We start from the raw sequence: 18,116 nt of genomic DNA, 5'->3' as shown, positions 1-18,116 counted from the left end.
AGGTGTGACCGGGAGACCACGGATGGTCTCCCGCACAACACCATTCACGGAGGAGAACCCTTATGGGTATGCAGATCAGCACGAACGTGTCGGCACTCAACGCCTACCGCAACCTGTCCAACACGCAGAACGACGTGTCGAAGTCGCTCGAGAAGCTCTCCAGCGGCTTCCGCATCAACCGCGCGGCCGACGACGCGGCGGGCCTCGCGATCTCCGAGGGCCTGCGCTCGCAGGTCAACGGTCTGAACGTCGCGGCACGCAACGCCCAGGACGGCATCTCGGTCATCCAGACCGCGGAAGGCGCCCTGACCGAGGTCCACTCGATCCTGCAGCGCGTTCGCGACCTGACCGCTCAGGGTGCGAACGACTCGAACAACGCGAAGTCGCGTGACGCGATCCAGAAGGAGCTCAACACCCTCGGTGATGAGCTCACCCGGATCGCCGGCAGCACGAACTTCAACGGCATCAAGCTGCTCTCGGGCGGCGACACGCTGACGTTCCAGGTCGGTGCGGGCTCCGTCGCCGCCGAGGACCAGATCTCGGTCGCCCTGACCGACTTCGCCACCCTCGGCGCCGACATCAAGACGCTCGCGGCGACCATGACGGACGCAGCGACGTACGGCACCGCGCTGGCCGGTATCGACACGCAGATCCAGGCGGTCTCGACCGCACGTGCCGGCTACGGTGCGCTGCAGAACCGCTTCGAGTCGACCATCAACAGCCTCAACGTGTCGGCGGAGAACCTCGCCGCCGCCGAGAGCCGGATCCGCGACACCGACATGGCGTCCGAGATGGTCAAGTTCACGTCGAAGAACATCCTGTCCCAGGCAGGTACCGCGATGCTGGCCCAGGCCAACCAGGCCAACCAGGGCGTGCTCCAGCTCCTGCGCTGAATCACGCCATAGGGTCCGGGCGCCCACCGGCGCCCGGACCCTGTCCGCCCCCGACACGGAAAGGCGATCATGTCCCTCTCGCTCGACGGACTCGTCTCCGGCCTGAAGACCACCGAGGTCATCAAGGCGCTGATGGATGTCGCGGCCATCCCCCGTTCGCTGCTCAAGGCGAAGATGGACGACAAGAACGGCGTCGTCACCCAGCTCCGGACGCTGAACACCGCGGTGCAGAACCTCGCCACGGCTGCAGAGAAGGCCGCGACGCGCGACGGGCTGGCCCGCTTCACGACCACGTCGTCGTCCCCCACCGTCACCGTCGCCACCCGCACCGGCGCCGCGGCGCTCTCCGCCGACATCGTCGTCGACAAGGTCGCCAAGAACCACACCATCGTCTCCGCCGTCTCCACCGGCTGGCCCGCAGACCCTCCCGTGATCACCCTGGAGAACGCGAAGGGCGAGCGCCGGCAGGTGACGGCCGACTCCTCCTCGATGCAGGACGTCGCACGTGCGGTGAACGAAGCCGGCTTCGGGATCGTCGCCACCGCCGTTCCCGCCGGGCGCGATGCTGCCGGGAACATGCAGCACCGCCTGCAACTGCGCGCCGCCGATTCCGGAGAAGCCGGACAGTTCCGCGCCTACAGCGCAGACATCGCCGGCGTCGCGGCGGGCACCGCCTCCGACATCTCCACCGAAGCGGGAGCAGCCGTGATCGATGTCGGCGCCGACGCCCAGGTGCGGCTGTGGGCCGGCACCAGCGCCGAGCAGGTGCTGACCTCATCGAGCAACACCTTCACCGACCTGTTCGACGGTGTCGACGTGACCGTCTCCGCCGTCTCGACCGCCCCCGTCACCATCGGCGTCGCGGTCGACACCGCTGCGCGCACCAAGGCCTCCGCCGACTTCATCGCCGCGGTCAAGGACATCCTGACCCGCATCGACAACGGCTCGAAGGCCACCGTCGCCGCCAAGCAGGGAGACAAGACCACGCTGGGCGTCTTCACCGGCGACAGCGCGGTCCGTGGGCTCCGAACGGCCATCGCCGACGCGGTGCAGCACCCGGTGAACGGTGTCTCCCCCTCGACGATCGGCATCTCGACCGACATGTACGGCGTGCTGAGCTTCGATGAGGAGAAGTTCGCCGAGGCGCTCGCGAAGGACCCGGACGCCGTCGCCGGGTTGTTCTCCGACATCGCCGCGCGTGTGCAGGACACCTCGAAGGTCTACTCCGACAAGTACGACGGCCTGCTCACCACACGCATCACCGGGCAGGAGAGCGAGGTCAAGGGTCTCGGCGAGCAGATGGAGCGGTGGGACGTGCGTCTCGCGCAGCGCAAGTCGACCCTCGAGCGCACCTACGCCCGTCTCGAGGTCATGCTGTCGCAGCTGCAGTCGCAGTCCTCGTACCTGTCGTCGCAGATCGCCGCCCTGCCGGGCTCGAGCTCGAGCTCGGGGAAGTGAGCATGAACGCCGCCCTGCGTGCCCAACAGCGCTACCGCGACGACGCCGTGCTGTCCGCACCGCCCGAGCGCCTGGTGACGATGCTCTACGACCGTCTCCTGCTCGACATCGAGCGCGGGGAGAGCGCACAGCGCTCCGAGGACTGGGAGGAGGCCAACGCCCAGCTCCAGCACGCACAGGCGATCGTCTCGGAACTGTCGTCATCGCTCACCGACGAGTGGAGCGGCAGCGCCGGCCTGCGCTCGCTGTACGTGTTCCTCTCGCAGACCCTCATCGGAGCGAACATCGGTCGCGACCCCGAGCGCACGCGCGCCTGTCATGAGATCATCGCCCCGCTGCGGGAGGCGTGGCACGAGGCCGCCCGCACGGTCGCCGAGGCGCGATCATGAGCCTCGACGAGTGGACCGCGATGCTCGACCGGCTCGAACAGGACGCCGGACGGATCCTCGCCGCCGCCCCCGGCACCGCTGCCGACACCGACATCGCCCCGTGGACCCCGCCGACCACACCGCTGCCCGCCGCTCTCGCCGACCGCGCCAGGCGCGTCGTCGAGCTCCAGCGTGCGGCGATAGAGCGCACACGGGCCGACCTCGACGGCCTGCGTCAGCACCTGGGCGCCGTGAGCCGGATCCCGAGCACCCGCCGCCCGGAGGAGCCCGCCTATCTCGACGTCGACGGGTGAGACCGCTCTCTAACATCGCGGAAGATCCTGCCGATAGAGCAGGGAGAGCACGGATGGCTCGCAAGACTCGGCCATGGATCGGCCACACCAGCCACACACGGGGAGCCGGTTCGTGTTCGATTCTGTGACCATCAACGCGCTGACGAGCGCGCTCGACGGCCTCGCGCAGCGCCAGCGCGCGATCTCCGACAACATCGCCAACATCAACACTCCGAACTACCACGCCAAGCGTGTGCAGTTCGAAGAGGCGCTCGCACGCTCGATCGATGCGGGCGACGGTCGGGTCGGCGCGACGGTCGGCACCTCGCTCGAGCCCACGCGCCTGAACGGCAACAACGTCAACCTCGACACCGAGACGCTTTCCAGCATCGACACGATGCTGCGCTACCAGTTCGCGACGCAGGCCGTGAACGGCTCGTTCACATCGATGCGCACCGCGATGAGGACCTCATGACCTTCGATGCGATCGGCATCGCCGGCACCGGACTGACGGTGCACCGCAAGTGGCTCGACGCCATCAGCGACAACATCGCCAACATCAACACCGCCGCGCCGAGCGACGGTGCGGCGTTCCGTGCCCGGTACATCCTCGCCCAGACGAGCGATCAGTCGCCCGGCGTCTACGTGGCCGGCACCGCGCAGGGCAGCGCGCAGGGACGCCTCGTGCACCAGCCCGACCACCCCCTCGCGGACGCGGACGGCTACGTGCGCTACCCCGACATCGATCTCGGTGACCAGATGAGCCAGCTCATCCTCGCCCAGCGCGGCTACCAGGCCAGCGCGGCCATCGTGGACCGCGCACGCAACTCCTACGAATCCGCCCTGCAGATCGGACGCAGCTGATGGCCTCACTCGCCGGCATCGAAGCCGTCTCCTCCGGGTTCACGCTCTCAGCGCCCGCCCCCGCACCGGCGAAGGCCACCGACGACACCGCCTTCGCGAGCAGCGTCACCGGTGCCATCGACGAGCTGCGGTCGCTGCAGTCCGAGTCGGACACGCTCAAGGTCGCCGCAGTCACCGGCGACCTCGATGACATCCACTCCGCGATGATCGCGTCCTCCCGCGCGGCCGTCACCCTCGAACTCGTCGCCGCCGTGCGCAACAAGGGCGTCGACGCGTTCAACGAGATCATGCGGATGCAAGCCTGATGCCCCAGGCCGTCACCAACGTGTTCCAGCGGATCGGGCGCGTGATCGCGGGCTTCTCGCTCGCGCAGCGCACGATCGCCATCATCGGCGTCGCCGTGCTCGCGCTCGGGATCGTCGCCCTCTCCAGCTGGCTCAGCCGCCCGACGTACACGCCGCTGTTCTCCGGGATGAGCGCCTCGGATGCGAACGCCGTGGTCGAGCAGCTGCGGTCCTCGTCGGTGCCCTACGAGCTGGCCGACGGCGGTGCGACGGTGCTCGTCCCGGAGAAGGACGTCTACGACCAGCGACTCGCCGCCGCGTCGGCAGGACTCCCCGGCAGCAGCTCCGGCGGCTACTCGCTGCTGGACAAGATGGGCGTCACCACGAGCGAGTTCCAGCAGTCCGTGACCTTCAAGCGCGCGATCGAGGGGGAACTCGCCGCGACGATCTCATCGATCAAGGGCGTGACGGCGGCATCGGTCCAGCTCGCGATCCCCGAGGAGAGCGTCTTCGTCTCGGAGACCGTCGACCCCACCGCCTCCGTGTTCGTGGAGACCTCCGGCAGCTCGACGCTCTCGCCGAAGCAGGTCGAGGCGATCGTGCACCTGACCTCCGCAGCGGTGAGCGGCATGAAGCCGGAGAACGTCGCCGTCGTGGACCAGAGCGGTCAGACCCTCTCGGCCGGGGGAGTCGGGACCACCGGCGGCATCGACCAGCAGGCGAGCGACTACGAGGCGCGCGTGACGGCGAACGTGCAGCAGATGCTCGACACCGTCGTCGGACCGGGCAACGCCAAGGTGACCGTCGTCGCCGAGATCGACCACTCCGTCAACGAGCGCGTCGAAGAGACCTACACCCCGGCCGAGGGCGCTCCCCCGCTCACCGAGCAGACCAGGACCGACACGCAGAACGGCTCCAGCTCGAATGCCGGAGTGCTCGGCCCCGACAACATCGCGGTTCCGTCGGCCGACGGCGACGGCACCTCCGAGTCCACGGAGACGTCGAAGACCAACGCGGTCAACAAGAGCACGCAGAGCACCTCCACGCCGGCCGGATCCCTGCTTCGTCAGTCGGTCTCGGTCGCGGTCGATGCGGGGGCGGGCGGCGATCTGAGCACGGCGCAGCTGAGCGACCTCGTCGAGACCGCGGCCGGGATCGACACCGACCGCGGCGACTCGATCGCCGTCGAGCTCGTGTCGTTCAACCAGACCAGCTCCGAAGCGGCGCAGGCCGCCCTCCAGGCTGCGAAGGACGCCGAGGGCGCCGAACGCCAGGCTGTGCTGCTGAACACCCTCATCATCGCCGCCGCGATCGCCATCCCGCTGCTCGCCGCCCTCGCCGCCCTGATCATGCGTGCCCGCCGACGCAGCAGCGCCGACAGCGAGTTCGAGCAGCTCTTCGGCGCCCGCCCGCCCGCGCTCTCCGCCCTCGACGCCGGGGCGACCGCGGCGATCGATCAGTCGCCGACCACGCCGCTGGCGTTCCTCGAGACGGCACCCGACCCCGAACCGGAGCCGGCGCCCGAGCCCGCGCAGGTGAGTCTCGAGCGCCGCCGCGCGGAGATCGACTCCCTCACCCGGCAGGACCCGAAGCGCACCGCCGACCTGCTGCGCACCCTCATCGACGACAGGCAGCAGGTATGACCGGACTGACCGATCGGCAGACGGCGGCCGTCGTGCTCATGAACCTCGATCGCGCACAGGCCATCGAGGTGATGAAGCACCTCTCCGAGTCCGAGGCGGAGGCCGTCGCCGCCGAGATCATCGACCTGCAGAACCTGGATGCGGCGACCACCGCGCAGGCTCTCGGGCAGTTCCACCGGATCGCCTCCGGACACCTGCCGCCGGCCCGTGGCGGCCGCGACATCGCCGCGGGACTGCTGGAGGCGACGTTCGGCGCCGAGCGCGCGGCTGCCGTGCTGGGCAGGGTCGGCTCGTCCTCGATGAACTCCTCCTTCGAGTTCCTCGGCTCCGCCGACCCTGCGCAGCTGGCGACGCTGCTGGACGGCGAGCTCCCGCAGACGGTCGCCCTCGTGCTCGCCCACCTGCCGACCGACCGCGCCGCGGCGGTCCTGGCCGCCCTTCCCGACCCCACGCGCACCGACGTCGCCCACGCGATCGCGACGATGGGGACCGCGTCGCAGGAGGCGATCGCGATCGTGGCCGATGCGCTCAAGGCTCGGACCGGGACCTTCGCCGCACGCGACACCCCCGAGGTGCTGGGCGGGGTGGAGCCTCTGGTCGAGATCATCGCCCGTTCGGGAGCCACGGTCGAGAAGGCGCTGCTGGCGAGCATCGAAGACAGGGACAGCGCGCTCGCGGAGGACATCCGCTCGCGCATGTTCCCCTTCGCCGACATCGTCAAGCTCGACGACCGCGATACCCAGCGCGTGCTGCGGGGCATGGACATCCGCTCGCTCGCGCTGGCACTGAAGGGCGCACACCAGCCGATCGCCGACCTCATCCGCCGCAACGTCTCCGAGCGCAACAGGGAGAACCTCGACGAGGAGGCCCGCACGCTCGGCCCCGTGCGCGTGTCGCAGGTCGAAGAGGCCAGAGCCGAGATCGTCCGCACGATCCGCGCGCTCGAAGCGGCCGGGGACATCACGGTGCAACGCGCCGACGAGGACGAGTATGTCTACTGACGCGTTCTCGCCGGTGCTGTTCCCGCGTCTCGACGGACGCGAGGGCGGCGAGGAGCATGCCAGGGCGCGGATGCGCGGCTATGCCGACGGACACGCGGAGGGCTTCCGTGCCGGCCGCGCCGAGGCCGAGGTCGCGCAGCGCACGGCGGAAGAGGCCAGGACCGCCCGCGAGGCGGCTGCGGCTCGGGAGCTCGAGAACGCTGTGGCGGCGCTGCACGCGGCCGCACGTTCGCTGGGCGATCGGGAACGCGAGCTGACCACCGCCGCGCACGACCAGGTGGTGCGCTGTGCGATCGAGCTCGCCGAGCTGATCGTCGTCGGCGAACTCTCCGACGCCGGAGCCTCCGCCGCGGTCGCCGCCCGGCGCGCTCTCTCCGGCGCCGACCCCGCCGAGATCCGCGAGGTGCGACTGCACCCGGACGACCTGCGCACACTCCGCGAATCCGCCGACGACCTCGCCGGGATCGCCCTCGTCGCCGATGACGCCCTCGACCGGGGCGACGCCGTCGCGGTCCTGGCCCACGGTCGCATCGATGCCCGCGTCGCGGGCGCGCTCGAGCGCGCCCGCCACGCCGTGGTCGGCGCATGAGTGTCTGGGCGGCGGTGCGCGAAGCGGCGCGGCCGGAGCGCATCGGCGAGGTGTCGCAGGTGCGCGGACTGAGCGTGCAGGTGCGCGGCCTCGAGGGCGCGGTCGGCGACGTCGTGGCACTCGACGGCGTGGATGCCGAAGTCGTGGCGATCGGCGAAGGCGGACTGCGCTGCATGCCGCTCGCCCCCGTCGCAGGACTCACGGTCGGCGCCCCCGTGCGGTCACGCGGAGGGGCGCTGCGCGTACCGACCGGTGCTGCTCTGCTCGGACGGGTCCTCGACGGCCTCGGCCGGCCGATCGACGGAAAGGGACCGCTGACGGGCGCCGTCCCGGTGAGCCTCGACCACGCGCCGCCCTCGATCATGGGCCGCGACCGGATCGACTCGCCGCTTCCGCTGGGCGTGCGGGCCCTGGACACGCTCGTCAGCGTGGGCCGCGGCCAACGTGTCGGACTCTTCGCCGGGTCAGGGGTCGGAAAGTCCTCCCTGCTGTCGATGATCGCGCGCGGCACCGAGGCGGAGGTCACCGTGATCGCCCTCGTCGGCGAGCGCGGTCGCGAGGTGCGCGAGTTCATCGAAGACGACCTGGGACCGGAAGGGCTCGCCCGCTCCGTCGTCGTGGTCTCGACATCGGACCAGCCGGCCATGGCGCGCATCCGTGCGGCGTACACCGCCACGAGGATCGCCGAGGCCTTCCGCGACGACGGGGCCCACGCCATCCTCATGATGGACTCGCTGACCCGCGTGGCGATGGCACAGCGCGAGATCGGGCTCTCGGCAGGGGAGCCTCCTGCCACCCGCGGCTATCCTCCTTCCACGTTCTCGCTCCTGGCGGGACTGCTCGAACGGGCGGGCACGGACACGCGCGGCTCGATCACCGGCATCTACACCGTGCTCGTCGACGGCGACGACCACAACGAGCCGATCGCCGACACCGTCAGGTCGATCCTCGACGGCCACGTCGTGCTCGATCGCGCACTCGCGCTGTCGGGCCACCATCCGGCGATCGATGTGCTCGGCTCCGTGTCGAGGGTGGCCGGCAAGGTCACCGCCCCCGAGCGCAGAGCGCACGCCGCCACGCTCCGAGCCGTGCTCGCGGCCCGTCGTCGTGCGAACGACCTGATCGACATCGGCGCCTATCAGCCCGGAGCGGACTCCCGCATCGACGCGGCGATCGCCCACGAGAGGGCGATCAGCGCCTTCCTCACCCAGCCCCTCGACGAGACGAGCGAGATCGGCGAATCGTGGCGCCGACTCGACGATCTCGTCGCCTCCTTCGAAGGAGTGTCATGACGCGGTCCTTCTCCCTGGCCGGACTCCTGCGCGTGCGCGAGATCCAAGAGCGCGCGGCCGCCCAGCGGCTCTCCCGCGCGGTGATCGACGCCCAGCACACCGAGGCCCGCGACCGGTCGCTGCGCGCGCACCTGTCGGGCGTCGGGAGCGAGGCCGTCGATGTGCGCTCCCTCGCCGCCCTCGCCGCAGCCAGAGTGGCCGGCAGAACCCTTCTGGCCGATCTCACGACCCTCTCGGAGCTGCAGGAGCAGACGGTCGATCTGGCCCGAACGGAGCACGCGGAGGCGAGGAGGGCGATGCGCGGACTCGACCGTCTCTCCCAGGCGCACGCCCTGCAGGTGCGGACGGCCGAGCTGCGGGCCGAGCAGGCGGAGCTCGATGAGAACGGTTCGCGCATCCGTGCGGAGGGCCAGGCATGACATCTCTCGGCATCGTGGACCTGCTCGATCCGCGTGTCCAGCGCGCAGCGGCTTCCCCCTCGCCCTCCCGGCAGATCACGCCGGGGGCCGCGGCCTTCGCCGACGTGATCCTGAATGCCTCGCGCGTCGACACCGACGCCGCGGAGGGGACGTTCGCCGGAGCATCGACCGACGGCGACACCGCGGATGCCGCCCCCACTGCTCCCTCCGCCCCGGCCACGAACATCCCGCCGGCGATCGTTCCCCTGCCCGAGCCGACCCTCGTGCTCCCCGTGAGCGCGGTCGTGATCGGCGACGCCACAGGCGAGGTGCCCGCCGCGGCGATGCCGGCCCCACAGGGTGCCGATGCGGCGGATGCCCCCGAGGGAGCGGTCGCGGTCGTGGCAGCGGAGTCCGCCGCATCCGCCGGTTCGATCGGAGCACCTGCCGCTGTCGCGGGAACGGCCGCACCGGCCAGCCCCGTCGAGACTGCCCCCGCCCAGTCCGCGGTCTCCGAGACGACGAGAAGCCTCCCGCTCGCGACGACGACGACTTCCGCCCTCGATGCCCCGACCGCTGCTGCTTCGCACCCCGCCGGGCCCACGGCGACGGCCGTGCGCGGTACGGCGGAGCCGGCCCTGCCCCGGACCGCCTCGACGGCCTCCCGCCTCGGCGTCAGCAGTGGTCCGATCAGCGGGATCCCCGTCGTCGCAGGAGTGCCGAGCGACCCCGTACCGACCGCTCACGCAGGAGCACAAGAGACGGACGCGGTGCCTCCCGCACTCTCCCCGGACGCCCCGACGACCCCGGCGCCCGCGATCTCTGCATCCGCTCCCGCCCCCGCGGCCTCGGCATCCACCGGTGACGCGCCCGTCCCGCCCGCGGCCGTCGGCAGCACTCCTCCGCCGACGCCCGTCGCCGCCGCAGCCCCGGCCGCTGCCGCCGCCCCACGGCCGGCACTGCTCCCGCAGATCACCGCACCCGTGATCTCGCTCGCGCAGGCTCCGGACGGAGACCACAGCCTCACCCTGACGGTGTCGCCGGAGAACCTCGGTCCTGTGACGGTGCGCGCACACATCTCGGGCGGGGCCATCCACATCGAGCTGCACGCCCCGAACGACCTCGGTCGCGAGGCGCTGCGCGCGATCCTCGTCGACCTGCGCCGCGACCTCGCAGCCGCGGCACCGCAGGCCTCGCTCCTGCTGTCGGCCTCGGACGACAGACCCGCATCCTCGAACCCGCAGCACTCCGCCCCCAACAGCACCGGAGGCGGGACCGGCTCCTCCAACGGTGCCACGACCGGAACGAACAGCGGTGAGCCGGGAGCCGCCGACGCGAGAGGCCGAGACGCAGCACATCCCTCGTCCGGTGACAGAGCGTCCACCGACCTGACATCGCCGACCGATCCGGCATCCCCCGTCCCCCTCATCTCGCCGCACGGCGGCATCGACGTCTTCGCCTGATCCGAGAGGAATCCATGACCACGGTCGACCCCATCTCCGGCACCATCCCGCCCTCCGGAGTGCAGACGGGCAGCACGACGCCCCCGACCGAGCGCAAGAAGACGCTCGACTCGGAGGTCTTCCTGAAGCTCCTGGTGACGCAGCTGACCAATCAGGACCCGAGCTCGCCCATGAACACCAACGAGATGATCTCGCAGACCACCCAGCTGGCCTCGATGGAGCAGCTCACCGCGCTCACGGCGACCTCGACCGAGAGCTTCGCGCTCAGCATGCGCCAGACAGCCGCCGCGCTGATCGGCCACGAAGCGCAGTACGTCGATGAGAAGGGCGTCACGCAGAAGGGCATCGTCACCTCGGTCTCCTACGCCGGCGCTGTCCCGCTCGTCACCATCGGCGACGCATCCATCCCTCTCGACGCCGTCTCCGGCGTCTCCCTCGCCCCCCGTTCGCAGTCCTGACCAGTCCCTTCCAGAAAGGCATCACCATGCTCCGCTCTCTGTTCGCAGGAATCTCGGGTCTGCGTTCGCACCAGACCATGCTCGACGTCACCGGCAACAACATCGCCAACGTCAACACCACCGGCTTCAAGGCCTCGGCCGTGCAGTTCCAGGATTCGCTCTCGCAGCTCGTGCGCAACTCGATGATGCCGCAGCAGGCCGTCGGCGGTCAGAACCCCGCCCAGGTCGGTCTCGGCGTGCAGGTCGCCGGCATCAGCACGAACTTCGCCTCCGGGGCGCCGCAGCCCACCGGTGTGCCGACCAACCTCATGATCGCGGGCGACGGCTTCTTCGTTGTCCGCTCGGGCGGCGAGACCCTGTACACCCGCAACGGCGGGTTCTCGTTCGACGCCAGCGGCAAGCTGGTCTCCGCAGACGGCGCGCTCGTGCAGGGCTGGACGGCCCAGAACGGAGTGATCGTCCCGGGTCAGGGCATCGGCGACATCCGGCTGCCTGTCGGCGCGCTGAGCCCCGCCACCGCGACCACCACCGCCCGCGTCACCGGCAACCTGCCCTCCGGGGCAGCGGTCGGCGAGCAGCTGGTGCGCGACATCAAGACCTACGACGCCGAGGGTACGGCCACGTCGCTGCGCCTCACCTTCACCCGCACCGCCACGGGCTGGAGCGTCACCGAGCCGGGCGGCACGAACACCGCTCTCACGTTCACCGACGGCAAGCAGGCGGCGGCCTCCTCCATCGTCTCCGGCGGTGTCACGGTCGACCTCTCCGCCGTCACCGGGTTCGCGGATGTCAGCGACGTCGCGATCAAGGAGCAGAACGGCAAGCCGGCCGGCACGCTGAGCTCGTACGCGCTGATGAACGACGGCAGCCTCGTCGGCACCTTCAGCAACGGCGACACCGAGGTGCTCGCCCGCGTCGCCCTGGCAGGGTTCGTCAACCCGGGAGGACTCGAGAAGGCCGGCTCCTCTCAGTACCGCCCGAGCGGCAACTCCGGCGAGCCGACGCTCGGGCAGGCGGGCACCGACGGCCTGGGCGGCATCATCAGCGGCGCGCTCGAGATGTCCAACGTCGACCTGTCGCAGGAGTTCACCAACCTGATCGTCGCGCAGCGCGGCTTCCAGGCGAACGCCCGCATCATCACCACCAGCGACGAGGTGCTGCAGGAGCTCACGAACCTGAAGCGCTGAGCCGTGGGACGGCGCGGCGGCGCGTGAGATCACGAGCCGCCGCGCCGCCGCCTGCGGTCAGAGCAGTTCGCTCACCAGCTGCTCGATGCGCGCCCGGATGTCGTCGCGGATCGGCCGCACGGCGTCGATCCCCTGGCCGGCCGGGTCGTCGAGCTTCCAGTCCTCGTAGCGCTTGCCGGGGAAGAACGGGCACGCGTCGCCGCATCCCATCGTGATGACGACGTCAGACGCCTGCACGGCCTCGGTCGTGAGCACCTTGGGCTGCTCGGCGGTGATGTCGATGCCGAGTTCCTGCATCGCTTCCACAGCGGTGGGGTTGATCTGGTCGGCGGGCATGGAGCCGGCCGAGCGGACCTCGATGCGGTCGCCCGCGATGTCGCGAAGGAATCCGGCGGCCATCTGGGAGCGTCCGGCGTTGTGCACGCAGACGAAGAGGACGGAGGGCGTGGTGGTCGTGTCGGTCATGGAGACTCCTGGTGAGAGATGTGGTCAGGGAAGAAGGTCGTCGACGAGTGCGCGCACGCGTGCGGCGATGTCGTCGCGGATGGCTTCGACGCCCTCCCGCGAAGCGAGGGCGGGATCACCGACGGCCCAGTCGTCGTAGCGGACGCCGGGGATGATCGGGCAGACGTCGCCGCACCCCATGGTGATGACGACGTCTGCCGCACGCACGGCGTCGTCGGTGAGAGGCTTCGGGAAGCGCTCGGCGGCCAGGTCGCCTTCGATCTCCGCGAGGATCGAGCGGACGTGCGGGTGGATGACGTCGGCGGGGGCCGATCCTGCCGAGCGAGCCACGACCTTGCCGGCCGCCAGCTTGTTGACGAGCGCGGCGGCGAGCTGCGACCGCCCCGCGTTGGCGACGCAGACGAAGAGCACCTGCGGGACCGCGGCATCGCGATCGCGGGTGAGGTCGGCGAGGCGCTGACGCGCGAAGCGCTCCGTGAGCGGCACGAGAGCCGAGGTGACGCGGGCGCTGCGCGCGAGCGCCGTGTACGACTCGCGGACGGTCGTGAGCACGACGTCGGAATCCAGCTCCGGAACCTCCGCGGCAAGCTCCTGGGCGAGACGGGTGACGCGCGCGTCGAAGTCGGGGCGCCGCCCCTCGTCGTCGGCGGAGACGCTCCAGGGCGCGACCGTGGCTGGTGCGAACGAGTCCAGCAATGCCGTGACCGCGCGGCGCCGGCCCGGGGTGATCCGGTACCAGACCCAGGTTCCTCGCCGCTCGGAGGTGAGGACATCGACGTCTTTGAGCACCTTGAGGTGGTGGGACACGGTCGGCTGCGACACCTCGGCGAGCTCGGCGAGGTCGCACACGCACGATTCTCCGCGCGGGTCGGACGCGATGGCCGACAGCATCCGCAGCCGCAGCGGATCCGACAGAGCCTTCAACGTCGCAGCAACCGAGGCGGCAGCCTCCTGCCCGATCGCATGCGTGACGACGGGACTGCAGGTGTCGTCTGCGGTCGTCGGGGTGACATTCATGACGAGATCCTCTCAGCGGTGTACGGGTCGGTGTGGAACCAGCGCCGGGCGGCCCAGAGCGAGACGTAGACGAGTCCGACGAGAACAGGGACTTCGATCAGCGGGCCCACGACCCCGGCGAGGGCCTGGCCGGATGTCGCACCGAACGTGCCGATCGCGACGGCGATCGCGAGCTCGAAGTTGTTGCCGGCAGCGGTGAACGCCAGAGTCGTCGATCGTGCGTATCCGAGGCCGAGCGCCTTGCCGGTGAACAGGCCGACGAACCACATGATCGCGAAGTACGCCAGCAGCGGGAGTGCGATCCTGGCGACATCCCACGGACGACTCGTGACCTGCTCACCCTGCAGGGCGAACAGCAGCACGATGGTGAACAGCAGGCCGTAGAGCGCCCAGGGGCCGATCGTCGGGAGGAAGCTGTCCTCGTACCAGTCGCGTCCCTGCGCACGCTCCCCGATGAAGCGGGAGGCGAAACCCGCGACGAGGGGGATGCCGAGGAAGATCAGGACATTGAGCGCGATCTGCCAGATCGAGATGTCCAACCCTTGTGAGTCGAGTCCGAGCCAACCCGGAAGGACGGTGAGGTAGAACCAGCCGAGCAGCGAGAAGGCGACGACCTGGAAGACCGAGTTGATGGCGACGAGCACGGCCGCGGCCTCGCGGTCGCCGCAGGCGAGGTCGTTCCAGATGACGACCATGGCGATGCAGCGCGCGAGCCCCACGATGATGAGGCCCGTGCGGTATTCGGGCAGGTCGGGCAGGAACGCCCAGGCGAGGGCGAACATCAGCGCCGGGCCGACGAGCCAGTTGAGCGCCAGCGACGAGAGCAGCAGCTTCTTGTCGCCGGTGACGGCGGCGACCTTGTCGTAGCGGACCTTCGCGAGCACCGGGTACATCATCACCAGCAGGCCGAGGGCGATCGGGATCGAGATCCCACCGACCTCGAGGCGGGCCAGGAGGTCGGAGACGCCGGGGATGAAGCGGCCGATGACGATGCCGCCGATCATGGCCAGGCCGATCCAGAGCGGCAGCCACCGGTCGAGGGTCGACAGTCGGCGCGCGGAAGGTGCGGTGGTGGGTACCGTCGCGGTGCTCATGCGAGGAGCGCCTCCCGCTTCTCGGCGATGACGGGCTCTGCCTCGTCGAGAGCCGCGAGGTAGTGCTGCGCGTCCTGCGCGGCAGCACATCCGGTACCTGCGGCGGTGATCGCCTGGCGGTAGGTGTGGTCGACCAGATCACCGGCGGCGAAGACTCCCGACACGTTCGTGCGAGTGGAGGGGTGCTCGACGAGCACGTAGCCGTCGGCATCCGTGTCGACGAGTCCGGCGACGATCTCGGAGCGCGGATCGTGCCCGATGGCGACGAAGACTCCCGTAGCCGGCAGCTTCCGCTCGGCACGGGTCACGGTGTCGCGCAGTTCCACCGCCTCCACCTTCTCCGCACCGATGAGGCCTGCCACCTCGCTGTTCCACGCGATCTCGATCTTGGGGTGGTCGAGCACGCGCTGCGCCATGATCTTCGAGGCCCGGAACTCACCCCGACGGTGCACCACGGTGACCTTCGAGGCGAAGCGGGTGAGGAACAGCGCCTCCTCCATCGCGGAGTCCCCTCCGCCGACGACGACGATCTCCTGCTCGCGGAAGAAGAAGCCGTCGCAGGTGGCGCACCACGAGACGCCGCGGCCGGTGAGTCTCTCCTCATCCGCGATGCCGAGTTTCCGGTAGGCGGAGCCCATCGTCAGGATGACGGCGCGAGCGAGGAAGGTCTCACCGGAGCCCGTCTCCACGGTCTTGAGGGGGCCGTCGAGGTCGACCAGGACCGCGTCGTCGAGAAGGATGCGGGCCCCGAAGCGCTCCGCCTGCGCGCGCATCGACTCCATCAGCTCGGGCCCCTGCACGCCATCGACGAACCCGGGGAAGTTCTCGACCTCGGTCGTGGTCATCAGCGCGCCGCCCGCGGTCACGGACCCGGCGAGCACCACAGGGGAAAGACCCGCCCGCGCGGCGTACACGGCCGCGGTGTAGCCCGCAGGGCCGGAACCGATGATGACCAGCTCAACCTGTTGAATCGACATGTGTCTATATTGACACTCATCGATACCCCCTGCAATCTCCGACGGAGGAGTTCACCTGTTCGTCACCTTGCCGCCTGCTAGTGCCCTGTCCCAAGATTGCCCGTGAGCCGTTGACGGAACGCCGCCGCGGTGTCGTTGAGGCCATGGATCGTGACGGACTTGCCGAGGCGCTCGTACTTGGTGACGACGGCATCGAGAGCAGCAACGGTCGAGGCGTCCCAGATGTGCGACCGGGTCATGTCGACGACGACCCGGTCCGGATCTTCCGCGTACGCGAATTGGGTCGTCAGGTCGTTGCTCGACGCGAAGAACAGCTCCCCGACGACTTCGTAGCGAGCGGCAGCGATCCCCTCCTCGTCCACCACAGTGCGCGTAACGGTGACGAAGTGTGCGACCCGTCGGGCGAACATCACCATCGCGGCGAGCACTCCGAGGATGACGCCGATAGCGAGGTTGTGCGTCCACACCGTCGCGATGACAGTGATGAGCATGACGGCCGTCTCGCTCTTCGGCATCCGACGCAACGTCGAGGGGCGGATGCTGTGCCAGTCGAAGGTCGCGACGGAAACGAGGATCATCACAGCCACCAGCGCCGCCATCGGGATGATCGCCACCACGTCGCCGAGCGCGAGAACAAGGACGAGGAGGAAGACACCTGCGAGGAACGTCGAGATGCGCGTGCGCGCGCCCGAGGCCTTCACGTTGATCATCGTCTGGCCGATCATCGCGCATCCGCCCATTCCGCCGAAGGCACCGGAGAGCACGTTCGCCACGCCCTGGCCCCACGCCTCGCGCGTCTTGCGGGAGTGAGTGTCCGTGATGTCATCGACCAGCTTGGCCGTCATGAGCGACTCGAGCAGGCCGACGACCGCCATGGCGAGAGCGAACGGGCCGATGATCCCGAGTGTCTCCAAAGTCAATGGCACCTCCGGGATGAAGAGTTCGGGCAGACTCTGCGGAAGCTCACCCTGGTCACCCACGTTCGGCACATTCCAGCCGAACACCACGACGGCCGCTGTCAGCAGCACGATCGTCACCAGCGGAGCCGGGACCACCTTCGTGATGCGCGGCATCAGGAACAGGATCGTCAACCCCACGGCGACCAGCGGGTACACCAGCCACGGCACGCCGAACAGCTGCGGCAGCTGAGCGGTGAAGATGAGGATCGCGAGCGCGTTCACGAAGCCCACCATGACCGAGCGAGGAATGAACCGCATGAGCTTGGCGACGCCGAGGAGGGCCAGCACGATCTGGATCAGCCCACCCAGCAGCACCGTGGCGATGAAGTAGTCCATCCCGTACTCTCGGGCCACCGGGGCGATCACGAGTGCGATGGCCCCCGTCGCCGCGGTGATCATCGCCGGACGGCCACCGAGGAACGCGATGGCCACGGCCATGACGAAGGAGGAGAACAGGCCCACCCGGGGGTCGACGCCGGCGATGATCGAGAAGGCGATCGCCTCGGGGATCAGTGCCAACGCGACGACGAGGCCAGCGAGGACCTCGCGAGTGAGCAGCCTGGGGCTGCGCAGCGCCTGCAGGACGGTGGGTTCGATCCGATAGCGCGATGCGCTGTCCCTGGCGGGAATGACAGCAGTCAATGTGCTCTCCTGAGTCGGGCTCGCGAACGAGCGGCGATACGCGCGCGGACACGCAGGCGCCGAACAGCTCGACGCGGAAGAATGGGGATGCCGAAGGGGCACACTCGCAGACTCTAACGTAACGTGAGGTTTGCTGACGAATTGACGAAGGCGGATCAGTGGAGAACGTGCAGACTATGCGCATCGGCGAAGTGGCCGAACAGACTTCCCTGTCGTTCCGCACGCTTCGCCACTATGAGGACGTCGGACTGGTGATTCCCTCCGGTCGCACGGAGGGCGGGTTCCGGCTCTACACGCCGAGGGACGTCGCACGACTCATGATCGTGCGACGGATGAAACCCCTGGGCTACTCGCTGGACGAGATGCGGGCGCTCCTCGACGTTGTCGACGCCCTGGTCAATGCACCCGAGGATGAGCAGCTGCGCGCAAGACTCAGCGCGCTCCGCGACGAGGCCGGCGCTCGTCGCGCGAAGCTCGCGAGCCAGGTGGCGATGGCCGACGAGTTCCTCGCACAGCTCGCCCAGATCTGAGACGCCCCGCCTCATCCGTTCGGCACCGTCGCGATCACGTCGACGAGGCGCACGGCGAAGGGGCCCGGCGGATCATTCCGCCGGGCCCCTTCGCGTCGCACTCAGCCCTGTCGCCCCTTGAAGCGCGGGTTGAGCTTGTTGATGACGAACACTCTGCCCCGGCGGCGCACCACTTGGGCGCCCGGCTGATTCTTCAGGGACTTGAGGGATGCACGAACCTTCACGGGGATCTCCTTATTGA

The 18,116-nt window shown here is 69.6% G+C and carries 22 protein-coding genes; 16 read left to right on the top strand and 6 right to left on the bottom strand.

All coding sequences use genetic code 11. The annotated features are described in order from the left end of the window. The first annotated feature begins 62 nt into the window (after positions 1-62). The 15 genes from ASD13_RS14060 to ASD13_RS13990 all read left to right on the top strand — a co-directional run bounded on the left by ASD13_RS14060 (position 63) and on the right by ASD13_RS13990 (position 12,191). Positions 63-893 (top strand): flagellin N-terminal helical domain-containing protein, encoded by an 831-nt coding sequence (locus ASD13_RS14060; protein WP_055870348.1) that lies wholly within the window; start codon positions 63-65, stop codon positions 891-893. A 69-nt stretch (positions 894-962) separates the two neighbouring features. After that, positions 963-2,351, top strand: coding sequence for a flagellar filament capping protein FliD (gene fliD, locus ASD13_RS14055; RefSeq protein WP_055870345.1), 1,389 nt, complete (start codon positions 963-965; stop codon positions 2,349-2,351). Between the two features lie 2 nt (positions 2,352-2,353). Further along, entirely contained in the window at positions 2,354-2,740 is a 387-nt protein-coding gene (fliS, locus tag ASD13_RS14050; protein ID WP_017828253.1) for a flagellar export chaperone FliS, read from the top strand. After that, positions 2,737-3,033, top strand: coding sequence for a hypothetical protein (locus ASD13_RS14045; RefSeq protein ID WP_055870342.1), 297 nt, complete (start codon positions 2,737-2,739; stop codon positions 3,031-3,033). The genes fliS and ASD13_RS14045 overlap by 4 nt, the downstream gene beginning before the upstream one ends. A gap of 112 nt (positions 3,034-3,145) precedes the next feature. Beyond that, a complete protein-coding gene (locus ASD13_RS14040; RefSeq protein ID WP_021198932.1) occupies positions 3,146-3,487 on the top strand; it encodes a flagellar basal body rod protein FlgB in 342 nt (113 codons plus the stop codon). Further along, on the top strand, positions 3,484-3,876 hold the full coding sequence (locus ASD13_RS14035; RefSeq protein ID WP_017828250.1) for a flagellar basal body rod protein FlgC: 393 nt from the start codon (positions 3,484-3,486) through the stop codon (positions 3,874-3,876). The genes ASD13_RS14040 and ASD13_RS14035 overlap by 4 nt, the downstream gene beginning before the upstream one ends. Beyond that, a complete protein-coding gene (fliE, locus tag ASD13_RS14030) occupies positions 3,876-4,181 on the top strand; it encodes a flagellar hook-basal body complex protein FliE (protein ID WP_055870340.1) in 306 nt (101 codons plus the stop codon). Before ASD13_RS14035 ends, fliE begins: the two co-directional genes overlap by 1 nt. Further along, positions 4,181-5,803, top strand: a complete 1,623-nt coding sequence (gene fliF / locus ASD13_RS14025) for a flagellar basal-body MS-ring/collar protein FliF (protein ID WP_055870338.1) — start codon at positions 4,181-4,183, stop codon at positions 5,801-5,803. The genes fliE and fliF overlap by 1 nt, the downstream gene beginning before the upstream one ends. Continuing rightward, positions 5,800-6,804, top strand: a complete 1,005-nt coding sequence (gene fliG, locus ASD13_RS14020; protein WP_055870337.1) for a flagellar motor switch protein FliG — start codon at positions 5,800-5,802, stop codon at positions 6,802-6,804. Before fliF ends, fliG begins: the two co-directional genes overlap by 4 nt. Beyond that, complete coding sequence (locus tag ASD13_RS14015; RefSeq protein WP_082531516.1) at positions 6,794-7,393, top strand: FliH/SctL family protein; 600 nt, start codon at positions 6,794-6,796, stop codon at positions 7,391-7,393. The genes fliG and ASD13_RS14015 overlap by 11 nt, the downstream gene beginning before the upstream one ends. Continuing rightward, positions 7,390-8,685 carry a FliI/YscN family ATPase gene (locus ASD13_RS14010; RefSeq protein WP_055870330.1) on the top strand — a complete coding sequence of 432 codons (1,296 nt, stop codon included), beginning with the start codon at positions 7,390-7,392 and terminating at the stop codon, positions 8,683-8,685. The genes ASD13_RS14015 and ASD13_RS14010 overlap by 4 nt, the downstream gene beginning before the upstream one ends. Further along, positions 8,682-9,104: a hypothetical protein gene (locus tag ASD13_RS14005; RefSeq protein WP_055870327.1), complete on the top strand. Its 423-nt coding sequence runs from the start codon at positions 8,682-8,684 to the stop codon at positions 9,102-9,104. Before ASD13_RS14010 ends, ASD13_RS14005 begins: the two co-directional genes overlap by 4 nt. Next, positions 9,101-10,546, top strand: coding sequence for a flagellar hook-length control protein FliK (locus ASD13_RS14000; RefSeq protein ID WP_055870316.1), 1,446 nt, complete (start codon positions 9,101-9,103; stop codon positions 10,544-10,546). The genes ASD13_RS14005 and ASD13_RS14000 overlap by 4 nt, the downstream gene beginning before the upstream one ends. A 14-nt stretch (positions 10,547-10,560) precedes the next feature. Beyond that, positions 10,561-11,004, top strand: coding sequence for a flagellar hook assembly protein FlgD (locus ASD13_RS13995; protein WP_055870313.1), 444 nt, complete (start codon positions 10,561-10,563; stop codon positions 11,002-11,004). A 26-nt stretch (positions 11,005-11,030) separates the two neighbouring features. Continuing rightward, complete coding sequence (locus ASD13_RS13990; protein WP_055870310.1) at positions 11,031-12,191, top strand: flagellar hook protein FlgE; 1,161 nt, start codon at positions 11,031-11,033, stop codon at positions 12,189-12,191. Between the two features lie 57 nt (positions 12,192-12,248). Here the strand turns inward: ASD13_RS13990 and ASD13_RS13985 are convergent, their stop codons facing one another. The 5 genes from ASD13_RS13985 to ASD13_RS13965 all read right to left on the bottom strand — a co-directional run bounded on the left by ASD13_RS13985 (position 12,249) and on the right by ASD13_RS13965 (position 17,345). Continuing rightward, positions 12,249-12,656: an arsenate reductase ArsC gene (locus ASD13_RS13985; protein WP_055870308.1), complete on the bottom strand. Its 408-nt coding sequence runs from the start codon at positions 12,654-12,656 to the stop codon at positions 12,249-12,251. 24 nt (positions 12,657-12,680) lie between these two features. Beyond that, positions 12,681-13,673 (bottom strand): metalloregulator ArsR/SmtB family transcription factor, encoded by a 993-nt coding sequence (locus ASD13_RS13980; protein WP_055870306.1) that lies wholly within the window; start codon positions 13,671-13,673, stop codon positions 12,681-12,683. Continuing rightward, positions 13,670-14,767, bottom strand: a complete 1,098-nt coding sequence (arsB, locus tag ASD13_RS13975; protein ID WP_055870303.1) for an ACR3 family arsenite efflux transporter — start codon at positions 14,765-14,767, stop codon at positions 13,670-13,672. The genes ASD13_RS13980 and arsB overlap by 4 nt, the downstream gene beginning before the upstream one ends. Continuing rightward, complete coding sequence (trxB, locus tag ASD13_RS13970; RefSeq protein WP_055870300.1) at positions 14,764-15,744, bottom strand: thioredoxin-disulfide reductase; 981 nt, start codon at positions 15,742-15,744, stop codon at positions 14,764-14,766. The genes arsB and trxB overlap by 4 nt, the downstream gene beginning before the upstream one ends. Before the next feature lie 77 nt (positions 15,745-15,821). After that, positions 15,822-17,345 (bottom strand): SulP family inorganic anion transporter, encoded by a 1,524-nt coding sequence (locus tag ASD13_RS13965; RefSeq protein ID WP_055870298.1) that lies wholly within the window; start codon positions 17,343-17,345, stop codon positions 15,822-15,824. A 176-nt stretch (positions 17,346-17,521) separates the two neighbouring features. Here ASD13_RS13965 and ASD13_RS13960 point away from each other — a divergent pair, with 176 nt between their 5' ends. Next, positions 17,522-17,875: a MerR family transcriptional regulator gene (locus tag ASD13_RS13960; protein ID WP_055871188.1), complete on the top strand. Its 354-nt coding sequence runs from the start codon at positions 17,522-17,524 to the stop codon at positions 17,873-17,875. 101 nt (positions 17,876-17,976) lie between these two features. Here the strand turns inward: ASD13_RS13960 and ykgO are convergent, their stop codons facing one another. Beyond that, the gene (gene ykgO / locus ASD13_RS13955; protein ID WP_036311902.1) at positions 17,977-18,099 is read right to left on the bottom strand and encodes a type B 50S ribosomal protein L36; all 123 of its coding nucleotides are present in this window, start codon (positions 18,097-18,099) and stop codon (positions 17,977-17,979) included. Positions 18,100-18,116 lie beyond the last annotated feature (17 nt).

Source organism: Microbacterium sp. Root1433D1 (genome assembly GCF_001426835.1).
Classification (GTDB): domain Bacteria; phylum Actinomycetota; class Actinomycetes; order Actinomycetales; family Microbacteriaceae; genus Microbacterium; species Microbacterium maritypicum.
Note: the sequence above shows the minus strand (reverse complement) of the source record. Positions and strands in the feature narration are given on the sequence as shown.